Annotated in this window: 8 protein-coding genes; 5 read left to right on the top strand and 3 right to left on the bottom strand. The window is 42.7% G+C overall.

Going from position 1 to position 12,942, the window contains the following annotated elements:
- Positions 1-287 precede the first annotated feature (287 nt).
- The 4 genes from MTO98_RS31990 to ruvC are packed head-to-tail and all read left to right on the top strand — an operon-like array spanning position 288 to position 5,418.
- Positions 288-2,213, top strand: a complete 1,926-nt coding sequence (locus MTO98_RS31990) for a DUF3857 domain-containing protein (protein WP_243483512.1) — start codon at positions 288-290, stop codon at positions 2,211-2,213.
- Between the two features lie 8 nt (positions 2,214-2,221).
- Positions 2,222-4,159, top strand: coding sequence for a DUF3857 domain-containing transglutaminase family protein (locus MTO98_RS31995; protein ID WP_243483513.1), 1,938 nt, complete (start codon positions 2,222-2,224; stop codon positions 4,157-4,159).
- An 11-nt stretch (positions 4,160-4,170) separates the two neighbouring features.
- Positions 4,171-4,809 (top strand): leucyl/phenylalanyl-tRNA--protein transferase, encoded by a 639-nt coding sequence (gene aat / locus MTO98_RS32000; RefSeq protein ID WP_243483515.1) that lies wholly within the window; start codon positions 4,171-4,173, stop codon positions 4,807-4,809.
- Positions 4,810-4,827: 18 nt separating this feature from the next.
- Positions 4,828-5,418 carry a crossover junction endodeoxyribonuclease RuvC gene (gene ruvC, locus MTO98_RS32005; RefSeq protein ID WP_243483517.1) on the top strand — a complete coding sequence of 197 codons (591 nt, stop codon included), beginning with the start codon at positions 4,828-4,830 and terminating at the stop codon, positions 5,416-5,418.
- 168 nt (positions 5,419-5,586) lie between these two features.
- Here ruvC and MTO98_RS32010 read toward each other — a convergent pair whose 3' ends face one another.
- The 3 genes from MTO98_RS32010 to MTO98_RS32020 form a co-directional block, all read right to left on the bottom strand.
- Entirely contained in the window at positions 5,587-7,926 is a 2,340-nt protein-coding gene (locus MTO98_RS32010; protein ID WP_243483520.1) for a glycoside hydrolase family 3 N-terminal domain-containing protein, read from the bottom strand.
- Positions 7,927-8,893: 967 nt separating this feature from the next.
- A complete protein-coding gene (gene recO / locus MTO98_RS32015) occupies positions 8,894-9,619 on the bottom strand; it encodes a DNA repair protein RecO (RefSeq protein WP_243483522.1) in 726 nt (241 codons plus the stop codon).
- Positions 9,609-9,977, bottom strand: a complete 369-nt coding sequence (locus MTO98_RS32020) for a diacylglycerol kinase (RefSeq protein ID WP_243483524.1) — start codon at positions 9,975-9,977, stop codon at positions 9,609-9,611. The genes recO and MTO98_RS32020 overlap by 11 nt, the downstream gene beginning before the upstream one ends.
- Positions 9,978-10,598: 621 nt before the next feature.
- Here MTO98_RS32020 and MTO98_RS32025 point away from each other — a divergent pair.
- On the top strand, positions 10,599-12,938 hold the full coding sequence (locus MTO98_RS32025; protein WP_243483526.1) for an RND family transporter: 2,340 nt from the start codon (positions 10,599-10,601) through the stop codon (positions 12,936-12,938).
- The last annotated feature ends 4 nt before the right edge of the window (positions 12,939-12,942 follow it).

A 12,942-nucleotide genomic window follows, 5' to 3' on the forward strand; every position in this document is an offset into this window, starting at 1 on the left:
ATTAAACCTCATCACGATGAACAGGCCCTTATTGCTGCTTGGAACAGTTCTATTTACGTTAGCTGCCGATGTTGAAAAAGCAGAAACGCGCACCCAAACTTTCATTTTACAAGTTGAACCTACCGGTTAAGGAACGGCTATTGTCTGTTCCAAACCAAACGCATATCCTTCATTAAGTCAATCTAACTAAACAACAAAAACCCGTTCATCAAGTGTTGATCCTTAATAACCTATCTGCTTAAACTCAAACCAATTATACTATAGTTAAACCCTTACAATTAATTTAAATGAATAAGTTATTAACCCTTATTGCTATAGGAGCCTTTGCAACTGCTGCAAAAGCGCAGGCCCCTGCTATTCCAACAGCCCAGGCTTTTGGTAAAATTGATAAAGCCGACCTTGAAATGAAGGCCTGCGATTTTGAAAAAGATGCCAACGCCGAAGTTCTTTTTGATAAAGGCGAAGTGTATTTCGACACCCAATACAATATCGTATTTGAAAAGCACAGGCGTATCAAAATATTTAATGATAATGGTAAAGATGAGGCCAATATCCGGTTAACTTATTTCAGCGTTAACCATGCCGAATTTATAAGCGGACTGCAGGCCGAAACCATTAACCTTGAAAATGGAGTTGCCACACCAATTAAAGTAGATAAAAAGCAAATCTTCACGCAAATAGTTGATAAAAACCGCTCAGCAATAGTTTTCTCATTTCCAAACGTAAAACCCGGTAGTATTATCGAATACAAATACAAGCATACTATCAACAATATAGCCGACTTTCCAGACTGGTATTTTCAGGGCGATCTGCCAACCCGTTATAGTGAGATCAATACTAATATTCCTGATATTCTTACCTATAAAAACCTTGTAAACCTTCATTACCCGCTGGTAGTTGATAAGGTTTCGGGCACCAATACACATACCCAGGCTATGGCCAACATACCTTCGGTAAAGGAAGAACCGTTTATGGATGCCATAAGCGACAATTCAGAGCGGATCCTTTACCAGCTGCTGAGTATTCGTGGAACGTTTATGCACAGCTTTTCGGACACATGGGCAAAGGTTGGCGAAAACGTTGTTGGCTGGGATGACTTTGGCGGCCAATTTAACCGTAAGCTTGCCGGCGAAGAAACCATTATAGCCAAGGCAAAAACTTTGAAAACCGATGATGAAAAAATAGCCTACATCTTTAACGAGGTTAAAAACGCCATGAAATGGGATGAATCCTACGACAGGACAACCAATGATGGCACTGTAAAAGCATGGGAAAAGAAAACAGGCAACTCCACAGAGGTAAATCTGATCCTTTATCATTTGCTTCAAAAATCGGGTATAAGGGCTTATCCTATGATGGTTAGCACCCGTAAACATGGCCGCATAAATCCTGCTTATCCAAACTCATATCAATTTAACAGTACTGTAGCATACATCCCCGTTGATAGTACAAAGCACTACGTTCTTGACGCCACAAGCAAATACAATGTTTATAACCAAATCCCTTTCAACTATCTCAACTCGTTTGGTTTCTTAATAAATAAAACTGACGCCGCTTACGATATGATCTTTTTAGAGAATACCGACCCGGTTAGGCAGGTGGTTTTGATCAACGCAGAAATTAAGCCCGATGGAAAAATGGCCGGCAACGCCGATATCAGTAGCTTTGCCTACAACAGGATCAATGCAGTAAAAGATTATAAAACCGACGGTGAAAAAAAATATATCGAAAGCCTGCGTGATAATAATAACAACCTCAAAATATCGTCGTTAAAAATTGAAGATATTGATATTGATACACTTCCGTTACGTCAAAACATCAATTTCAATCTCGATTTAACAGGTTCGGACGATAATTATATCTATTTTAATTCCAACCTGTTTACCGATCTTAATAAAAACCCTTTTTTAAGCGAAAACCGTACTACCGACATCAACTTTGGCTATCGTGACAACTATGCAATAACCGGTATCTTTAAATTACCTGCTGGTTATAAAATTGATGCACTGCCAAAAAGTGTAAGCATGGCCACTCCTGATAATTCAATTGTTTTTAAGCGCCTGGTTGCCGAACAGGATGGCCAGATCATGGTACGCCTTAATATCGATCATAAAAAATCAATATACTTTAAAGAAGAGTATTCTGACTTTCATGAGTTCTGTAAAAAAATGTACGAAATGCTTAACGAGCAAATAGTACTTAAAAAATCATAGTTAATAATATGATCAGCAAATATTTTAACAGGTTGCTGCTAACCGCGGCAGCCCTGTTTGTTTTAACAGTAAAATGTTACAGCCAGGATAAAAACATCCCTAAAGATCTTTATATAGCCTCAACCATTCCCGATTCATTAAAAGAGGATGCGAATTCGGTTGTGCGCTACAGCCTGGAGGATGACAATTTTATAGGCCCTGGCAAAGCCGAAGAACATTTTCATACTATTGTTACCATTTTGAACGAAAAAGGGAATGATGAAGCCGAAAAAGTTTTACAATATAACCGAAAGTATAGCCTGGTAAATTCATTTGAAATGCGGGTTTACGGTGCAGATGGTGCTTTGATCAAAAAATATCATAAAAGCGATATGTATGACAGGCTGGCCGTTGACAATGAAACCATGGCAACTGATGACAGACTGCTTGCTATAAGTCATACAATAGCCTCCTATCCAACAACAGTTGAATTTGTTTATGATTTAGATGTCAGGAGCCTGATGGATTTGGGTGGCTGGGCATATCAGGATTACGAACAATCTGTTCAAAACGCTTACTTCCATATTTCAATTAACAGCGATGCCGGCTTCAGGTATTTAAATAAAAACACCACTATTAAACCGCAAAAAACCACAACAGATAAAATTGACAGCTATTCATGGAAAGTGACCAATCTAAAGGCTTTTAAACATGAATTAGGATCAAAGGGATGGCGGGTATTGCCAAGGCTATATTTTGCAGCCAGCGATTTTGAATTTTATGGTGTACCGGGTAATATAAGCACCTGGCAAAACTACGGTAAGTGGCAGCAAAAACTCAATGCCGATGTGTGCACCCTTAGTCCTGAACGGATTGAGGAAATAAAGAAAATGACTGCCGATATAAAAACCGATAAAGAAAAAGTTAAGTTTTTATATGAATACATGCAGCAAAACGTACGCTATGTAAGTATCCAGTTAGGCATAGGCGGCTGGAAGCCATTCCCGGCCTCATTTGTAGATCAGAAAAAATATGGCGATTGCAAGGCTTTATCTAATTATATGTCGGCATTGCTTAAAGCTGTGGATATCCCTTCCTGCTATGCTATCATAAACGCCGGCGCAAACATGCAGCCTGCAGATCCTTCTTTCCCTTACGATCCCTTTAACCATATTATATTATGTGTACCGCTTAAAAGTGATACAACCTGGCTGGAATGCACAAGCCAAACGCAAGCATTTGGAAAGTTAGGTTCATTTACCGAAAACAGGTATGCCTTATTGATTACTGATGATGGCGGCAAACTGGTAAAAACCCCTAAAAGTATTGATACCGACAATCAGTTTAACAGCGAGGTACATATAACCCTTGATGCCGATGGCGGCGCCAAAGCAAAGGTGAAGATCTTGAGTACAGGCGATTACAGAGATGATTACCTTGGCTTAATGTATTTGAAAACAGATGAGCAAAAGACAAAAGTAATAACGATGTTAAATATGAAACAGCCATCTGTTTTTGACTTTAAACCTTCAACCGATAAAAACGGTGTAAAAGAAGTTGATATCGATTTAGAGTATGATAAGTTTTGTGATATATCTGCGGGCGGTAAGCAATTTTATAAACCCCGGGTATTTGATTTGTGGCAATCAACCTTTCCGGTAGAAGAAAAACGAAAAAGCGACTATTACTTCGAGGTACCCATGTTAAAAACATGTGTTACCACTATCGATCTGCCTGCCGGTTTTGAAATTGACGCTCTGCCTGCTGATCAAAACCTTAAATTCACTTATGGCACTTATGATGTTAAATACGTTTACGATGCGGCTAAAAACCAGGTGGTAAGCACTACCAAATTCAATTTAAAAAACCACGTGATCCCCGCTGCCAAATATACCGAGATGCAGGTTTATATGGATGCTATAGCCAAAGCCCAAAATAAAAAGCTGGTGATACGCCGTAAAGCATAAATTTGTGCCTGATGATATTCAGGCTCGACGAACGTTTAATATTTCCAAAGCCCGATCTGGCCGAACCAGACGGGCTTTTGGCTGTTGGCGGCGACCTAAGCACCGAACGCCTGCTGCTTGCCTATCAAAACGGCATTTTTCCGTGGTATAGTGATGATACGCCAATCCTGTGGTATTCGCCTCATGAGCGTTTTGTGTTATATCCGGGCGAATTAAAAATATCCAAATCCATGCGGCAGGTATTACGGTCGGGGAAGTTGAGGGTTACTGTCGACACCTGTTTTAACGATGTAATAACCGCCTGCTCAACCGCGCCGCGTGAGGGGCAGGACGGCACCTGGATAGTGTCCGATATGATTGCTGCCTATAACCACCTGCACCTGGAAGGCTATGCCCATTCTGTTGAAGTATGGCAGGATGAAATCCTTGTAGGCGGGCTTTACGGCGTACATGCAGGTGATGTGTTTTGTGGTGAAAGTATGTTTAGCCGCGTTAGCAATGCCTCAAAAACCGCGCTCATTTACTTGTGTAACACCGGTCTTTATAAATTAATAGATTGCCAGGTACATACCGGCCACCTCGAATCAATGGGGGCACGCATGATATCCCGGCAACAATACATGGATATTTTGCTAAATAATTTAGTTTGATTAGTTACCTTTGAGCCTATGCAGCAGGCCGTAAATTTAAAGGAGAGGATCATTTTGGGCATTGACCCGGGCACAGCTGTTATGGGCTACGGGCTGCTTAAGGAAACCGGCCCTAAAATTGAACTGGTGGCTATGGGCGTAGTAAAGATGCCCACCACCGACGATCACATGCTGAAGCTGCAGCGCATCTTTGAAAAAACAGTAGCCCTCATTGATAATTACCATCCCGATTGCCTGGCTATTGAGGCCCCGTTCTACGGAAAAAATATCCAGGTGATGCTGAAACTCGGCCGTGCGCAGGGCATGGCGATAGCCGCTGCATTATCGCGCAATATCGAGATCACCGAGTATGCCCCCCGTAAAATAAAACAATCCATAACAGGCAATGGCAATGCCACCAAAGAGCAGGTAGCAGCCATGCTGCAAAGCCTGTTAAAATTTAAAGAAACCCCCGATTTTCTGGATGCTACCGATGGTTTGGCCGTAGCCGTTTGCCATTCGTTTCAACGGATCCCTACAAGTTCGGGATCGGGTAAAGCAAGTTCTAAAAAATCGTACTCTGGCTGGGATACTTTTGTAAAGGATAATGCCAAGCGGGTTGTGAAGTGAGGCTATCTATCAATGTAGAAAATAACGCTACTTTAAATAGCTTTTAAGAAATATTAAAACAAGCGTCATTGCGAGGTACGAAGCAATCCCCGAGTTGCAGGTCAGCCCTGTATAGTTTGGGATTGCTTCGTACCTCGCAATGACGCTCTATTTATTTTATATGGTTCCTTATGGCTTCACCACGCTCTTCACATACTTATCCACTCGCCCATCTTTAATTATCCCTTTCCAGTTTAAGCCGAAACCGAAATCATATTTATTTCCCTGCTCGTCAACATAGCATTTCATATCATGCGGAACATCTTCAAACTGGGCTTCAACGGCATTCATATCAAGCGGCATTTGCAGCGGTAACAAAGCCGATGGTTCGGCCTTGCCTGTCATGATATCAAGCGATGCCTGACCTTGCACACCAAAATCAACAATAATGGCATTGGCATCCTTTTCAAACTCGGCAAATACCATTGGGTTGCTCATATCAACAGATACAATAACCGGTTTGCCTTTCATCTTAGCGTAGGTATCAGTAACCATAGTCAGATCGGTAACATTGATAGCCGTGCTTGATTTGCCCTTGTAAGTACGGTTGGTAAATTTCTCCAGCGGATCACCACCTGCTATGCTGGTTGCACGGGCATCAGTAGCCGTGTACGCGCCATATTGAAGGTTAACAGGCACATAACCTGTTCCGCCGTTTTTAGCGTCGGCGCTATTGTAACCGCCGCCGCTGTTGGGGCTGGCAATAAACACCAGGGCATAATCAGCCTCATCGGGGTTATCTGTTACTTTGAAATACTTTTTAACTGTTTCCATATTAACCGGGTATTCCAGTTTTTCGGGAGTTTCCATGCCCAGGAAATTCCTGCCTGCCGGGGTAAATTTTTTAGGTACATATACAGTTTTGCCGCTTTGCAAAGGCAAAATGTTAGCCTTATTTTTCAGCATCACTATTGATTTAAGCTGCGCCTGATAACCGGCATCCATAAATTCAGGTTTACCAACAGTTTGTTTAGAAACTTCGGGCTCCAGATAAGGGTTTTCAAATAACCCTGTCCTGAAAATATTGCGCAATAGCCTCACTGCCGACTGCTCAAACCTTGCCCTCATAAATGCTTCGCCGTGCTCTTTTACACCAATCTGATAAGCTTCGGTAACCGGGGCAACTTCATTGTTACCACCAAACTGGTCAACACCTGCCATCAGCACTTTGTAATGACGCTGTGCAATAGAAAGCCCTTCCACGCCCCATGATTTGCCCGAAAGGAATGAATCAACCGTAGTTTCATCACCAGTTACCAGCCAATCGGTGCAAACAACACCATCATATTTATATTTTTTACGTAGCAGATCATTAATAATGTACGAGTTGTAGTTATTGGCTACATTCTCGTGGTTTTTGGTATCCTGGTTGTAAGAAATGGTATAGTAAGGCATCACAGCTGCGGCCATACCGGTTTTGCCATTTAGCTTAAATGCGCCCTCGGTAAATGGGATTAAATGCTGCTTAAAATTATTCCCCGGATAAACCGCATACTTGCCATAAGCATAATGCGCGTCGCGCCCACCCTCTCCTGCACCGCCGCCGGGCCAGTGCTTAACCATGGCATTTACACTGTTATATCCCCAGCCATTTTTAATTTCATTTTCGCCGGCAGAAGTTTGAAAACCATCAATATAAGCGCGGGCCATATCGGCAGCTAATTGAGGGGCTTCGCCAAAAGTACCGCTAACACGTGCCCAGCGTGGGTCTGTAGCGATATCAACCTGTGGCGAAAGTGCTGTTGAAATACCCAATGCCCTATATTCCTGCGCTGCTACGTGACCAAAGTTTTTTACCACTTCAGGGTCAAAGGTTGCAGCCAGGCCAAGCGAGCCGGGCCACATAGAAATAGCCCCTCCCGCCCCCGCATTATATTCGGCAGTAGCGATAGTACCATGCCGGGGGTCAGAACTGTTATTATTAGGAATCCCCAAACCCAATCCCTCCACAAAAGCCTGCGCGTTGTTATTCCATTGGGCAGCAACTTCGGGGCTTTGTACCGATGTTACCAACACGTGCCTCACATTGTCCTTAGCTAAAAACTGTTTTTGCTGATCTGAAAGATCAGACGGTTTAGCGCCGCTTTCGGCAAATACCTTATTATTATAAGTTCCTGCAAATGGCCCACCCGCCGCTGCCGGGATAGGCTGGTGACGGCTGTACAACATCAGCCCTGCTATTTGCTCAACGCTCATTTTTGAAGCGAGATCTTTAGCACGCTCATCAACGGGCAAGCGCCAGTCTTCATACTTATCCAGCTTACCGTTCCTGTTCAGGTCTTTAAAAGCAAAGCCATCAACAGTTAATATTTTTACACCAGACGTGCCGGAGTATCCCAGATTTTGGCCTCCGTTATTGGTAACAAAGGCAATATCACCTGCTTTTCTTTCTGTCCATTTGTTTTGCGCCATAACAGCGGTTGCAGGCAGCAGGGCCAGCAGGGTAATCAGTTTAATTGGTTTGGCCATGGTTATTCATAATTCTGGTTAAAGAAAAAGCCCCCGCAAAAAATATTGCAGAGGCCGGGTTGGTTTTACTTTAGTTTTAATTCGTTTATAGCTTGTTTGGGCATGAGCGCATTATCATAAAATGCAGCGTGCGTTTTATTCGGGGGCAGCATATCCCATGCTGAAGTCAGCAAGAATACAACAAGACGCCCCAAATTGACAATTTCATGTATTGCCCGATGGATTCCACCCGTAAGCAAAACACCTGCACAGGCAACGTGCAATTTGCAGCTCAATCTCATGTTTAAAAATTAAATAGGTTAAAGGGGCTTATTGGCAATAACGACAACTAAGGTTTTACTCTTTGTGTCATTATTACACAATAGTAAAAATTAAGTTTTATAATAGCAAGTTTTATCGATGAAAGGATAGAGAATATGGATGGAAAGGTTCAATAAAGCAACGGAGCTGAAAGGCGACAAAATAAAATTGCCATGTTGAACGCAGTGAAACATCTTCTTCGCCCTGTAAATCCGACATGCTTACTGTGGGAGATCGTTCACTATCATTCAGGATGACATAATAAATGAAGGATGTTCCCGTCAGCAGATAAGCTTCGGGTGAAAGCGGGCAGGACAATGGTGGCCTTGTGCGCGGGAAGGGGCATAGCAAGTTTTTGCAGAAGCATAGGGAGCGCGGTGGAGCAAAATAATTGCAGCCCGTGGTTCCACCCGGTTTGCAGGGCAAAGGCCTGTGCGGCAAAGAAGCCTATCTGCTGACTTGACTTTTTGGATACTTTTGTGTCAAGACAAAAGTATCTGGCCCCGCGCGGCCAAGAGCGCGACGATGTAAGTATATAGAATAAAGTCTTTTACCTGCCTGTCGGAAATTGCTTCGTACCTCGCAATTGACGTGGTGAAGATGTCATTTCACCTTCAGAATTCGCCGGATTTAAACACTCAGGATGACAGGGAGGATGAATAAATACCTACGCCAGCACTTCTTCCAGCACATCGGCAGATTTGATGTTGCCAAACCCTTCAATATGCATGGCATAATATTCCAGCAGTTTTTGCACCAGGTAACGGCGTTCATCATTGCCCAGCTTAAGCAGGTGCATATCCTCAAAGCCGGTTTGTAATACCAATCCGAAATTTTGTGTATGCGGGGGCGACAGGTATGAAATACTTTCGGGTTTATAACGGGTAAATTGCCCGTTTTTAATATCGAAATAATCAGCTTCTGAGGCCATATAGCGGTCGGGATAAAAGCCGAGGTAGCGGGAGAGCCGGGTTAAAAACACCAAATGAAAGTTGGCCACGCTTGCTGTTTGGTGATCGAGCCACTCAATAGCACTAAAAATAAAATCAAACAGGTTTTCATCCGGCGACTGCTGTTTTACGGCTTTGTACAAAACTTCGTTTAAAAATATGGCTATGCAGCTTTTAATAACATCATAAGGAATACTAAGCAGCACAGGCGCGTTTTTCAGTTCGGAAATACGCTGTACGTTTCCGGTGTTTTTGTGGTAAACCACCAGGTCGAGCAGATGCAGGGGCTGCAGCATATTCCTGCCGATCTTAGCCTTAGGCTTTTTAGCGCCGTTGATGATATACGATTGTAAACCAAACTTTTCGGTAAAGATCTGGACTATTACGCTGCTTTCGCCGTAATCGGTAGCCCTGAATATGATGCCACGGGTTTTATGCAGCATGTCTTACCAATAAAATGATTTTCGGCAAAAAGATGACTATTCCGGTTGCCAGTGCAAACACGGCCGCCACAACAACTGCTCCGGCAGCTACATCTTTTACATGGCCTGCTTTTTCGTTATATGTGGGCGAAACAAGGTCGGTTAGTGTTTCGAGCGATGTGTTAAGTAATTCGGTTATGAGCACTATGGCGATGCTTACCATAAGCCAAAGCCACTCGGCAGTTGAAAGCTGGAAAAGGAAGCCCAGTACCACGGTAATAGTACCGGCCACCAAATGAAACCTGAAATTAGGTTGGGTTTTGGCCGCATACCCTAAACCCTTAAACGCGAAACCAAAACTGCGTACCAACCTTTTCATGTTCAAAAATACAAAGTTTAAGGGCAAATAAGGAGAGGCATTATAATGCGGTATTGTTGTTATCCTTAACTAAGCCGTTATTGGCGTTTTCACTACATATGTTCGGAAGATGCAGACCAATTGAAAATATTGATTTAAAAACCCATGTCATTTCGAGAAGGCACGACGAAGCAATCTCGTAGCTATACAGATCGGACATGCATTGGCTACGAGATTGCCGCGCTTCGCTCGAAATGACATACTTTTTTAAGAGATAATTTCATCTTCAATAAGCAACACCAACAACGGCATAACACAAGTGTTCAACTTTTTCAAAAACAGGTGTTCAGCCTTTTGTTTTTCAAAAACCTAAGAAGCTGGTTATCAGCAACAATCTGTTCACACCTCCTAAAACACCGAATCATAAAAAATGCAAAACGCTGATTATCAGGCCCACTTATTAAAAAAAACAAGTACAAGTGTTCACACTTAAAAAGTTGAACACTAAATACTGTATATAAATCTATTAACCACGCCATAACGCGTTGCCCGTTATATATTTGTCACATTATCACAGTCATTAATAGCCAGATAACGCATTTTTCGTAGTTTTACGGCTCTCTCTTACATATCACGTTAATAATGTTCTGGAAACATATAGCTTCTGCAATTCTTAAAAACAGGCTCATAATTTTTATTTGCGTTTTGGCACTGAGCGCTTTTATGGGCTACGAAGCGTCGAAGGTAAAGATCACTTTCAATGGCGGTAAGGTGCTTCCGGTTACCGATTCGGCATTTATCAGGTACGCCGAGTTCAAGAAAACTTTCGGGCAGGATGCATCATCGATGGTGATCGGCATTAAATCGCCCGGTATTTTTGATAAAGATGTTTTTAACGACTGGTACCAGATTGGCGAGCAGCTCAAAAAAACAAAAGGTATTAAGGCTGTAATCTCGGCGGCCAATATCTACAACCTGCAAAAGGATACCCTGCAGCATAAATTTGTTCTTAAACCCCTGGTTACTGCCCCCCTGCAAACAGCTGCTGCTGTTGACAGCGTAAAAAAACAGCTTGCATCTATGCCTTTTTATAAAGGATTAGTTATAAGTAATGATGGACAGAGCACCCTCATGGCAATCACTTTTGACGATAAGATCATCAATACGCCCTTCCGTGTACCTATCATCAAAAAGATAAACCAGCTTGGGCAGGCATTTGAAAAAAAACATAACATCACGGTTCATTACTCGGGTTTACCCCTTATACGCACCGTGGTTGGCGATCTTGTAGCTCACGAGTTTTCGTTATTCCTGAGCCTTTCGGTAGCTATTACCGGCCTTATTCTGTTACTGTTTTTCCGTTCGGTATTTCCGGTTATTTTCCCGGTAATGATTGTGATACTGGGTGTTGTGTTTAGCCTGGGCATATTGCAGCTGATGCATTATGAAATGACCATCCTTACAGGTATCATTCCTCCGCTTATTGTGGTAATCGGAATCCCTAACTGTGTGTTCATCCTCAATAAATACTTTCACGAATACGGTATCAGCGGCAATAAAATGGCTGCTTTAGAAGTTGCAATTGAGCGCGCCGGTATAACCACTTTTATAGCCAACGTTACAACAGCTATTGGTTTTGGTGTATTATGTTTCACCAATAGCGAGCTGCTTACACAGTTTGGACTGGTGGCTTCAATAGGCATTTTGGGTACCTTTGCATTAAGCCTTATTTTGGTGCCTATTATTTTCAGCTTCCTTCCTGCACCAAGGGCAAGCCAAACAGGTATTAAAGACAGTAAATTGATGGATGCCCTGCTGGCGATGCTGGATAAACTGGTGCATACCAGGCGTAAAAGTATTTACATCGCCACTATAGTTTTGATTATTATTGCCGGCTTTGGCATGGCAAAAATGAACATTAACGGTTATGTGGTTGATGACTTGCCGCAAAGCAATAATACCCTTCATGATCTTAAATTTTTCGAGTCGAATTTTAATGGGGTACTCCCGTTAGAGGTAAGTATCGACACAAAACGCAAAAATGGGGTGATGAATCTGGCTACCATCCGCAAGGTGGAGAAGCTGGAAAAACTCATCTCATCATACCCCGAATTTAGCCGCTCGGTATCATTGATCCAGGTTTTGAAATTCAGTACGCAGGCCTTTTATGGCGGCAGTCCGGAGTATTATCGCTTACCGGACGGATTGGAACAAAACTTTATTCTTAACTATGCAGGCAACTCGGGCAAAGGTACAAGCGGCCTGCTGAAAACTTATCTTGACAGCACGCATCGCGTTACCCGCGTTACCTTTGAAATGGTTGATGCAGGCTCAAAAAAAATGAATACGGTACTGGCCGAGCTGCAGCCGCGCATTGATTCTATTTTTAATCCTAAAAAGTTTCATGTGGAGCTAACCGGCTCAAGTGTCATATTTATAAAAGGCACCAACTACCTGTTAAAAAATCTTTATGAAAGCCTGGCCTGGGCAATAGCACTCATAGCCGGCGTAATGTGGATCCTTTTTCGCGGTATAAAAATGATTGCCATATCACTTGTACCTAACCTGGTACCGCTTATTATCACGGCCGGCATCATGGGCTTTTTCGGCATCCCGCTTAAGCCGTCAACCATATTGATATTTAGCATAGCGATGGGTATCTCGTCCGATCAAACCATTTATTTCATTACCCGCTATCGCCACGAATTACGCTACAGCAAAAAAAGTATCTCGCAAATAGTTTCAGATACCATCCGCGAAACGGGCGTAAGTATGATCTTTATCGCTACGGTATTATTTTTCGGGTTCGGGATTTTCGCGGTATCAAAATTTGGAGGTACTGCGGCATTAGGTATCCTGCTATCCATGACCTTGCTTGTTGCCATGATCAGCAATCTTACCTTACTGCCTGCATTTTTATTATCCCTTGAAGGCGGCGTTGACCGTAAAAAGATAAAAGGTCCTGATATTGATGAAGCATAAAAGC

Origin of the sequence: Mucilaginibacter sp. SMC90 (genome assembly GCF_022811725.1) — a bacterium.
In the GTDB taxonomy this organism is placed as follows: domain Bacteria; phylum Bacteroidota; class Bacteroidia; order Sphingobacteriales; family Sphingobacteriaceae; genus Mucilaginibacter.

What these genes read in the sequence shown, in the direction of transcription:
- MTO98_RS31990 (WP_243483512.1), top strand. Translation starts at nt 288, where the DNA reads ATGAATAAGTTATTAACCCTTATTGCTATAGGAGCCTTTGCAACTGCT.
- MTO98_RS31995 (WP_243483513.1), top strand. Translation starts at nt 2,222, where the DNA reads ATGATCAGCAAATATTTTAACAGGTTGCTGCTAACCGCGGCAGCCCTG.
- aat (WP_243483515.1), top strand. Translation starts at nt 4,171, where the DNA reads ATGATATTCAGGCTCGACGAACGTTTAATATTTCCAAAGCCCGATCTG.
- ruvC (WP_243483517.1), top strand. Translation starts at nt 4,828, where the DNA reads ATGCAGCAGGCCGTAAATTTAAAGGAGAGGATCATTTTGGGCATTGAC.
- MTO98_RS32010 (WP_243483520.1), bottom strand. Translation starts at nt 7,926, where the DNA reads ATGGCCAAACCAATTAAACTGATTACCCTGCTGGCCCTGCTGCCTGCA.
- recO (WP_243483522.1), bottom strand. Translation starts at nt 9,619, where the DNA reads ATGCTGCATAAAACCCGTGGCATCATATTCAGGGCTACCGATTACGGC.
- MTO98_RS32020 (WP_243483524.1), bottom strand. Translation starts at nt 9,977, where the DNA reads ATGAAAAGGTTGGTACGCAGTTTTGGTTTCGCGTTTAAGGGTTTAGGG.
- MTO98_RS32025 (WP_243483526.1), top strand. Translation starts at nt 10,599, where the DNA reads ATGTTCTGGAAACATATAGCTTCTGCAATTCTTAAAAACAGGCTCATA.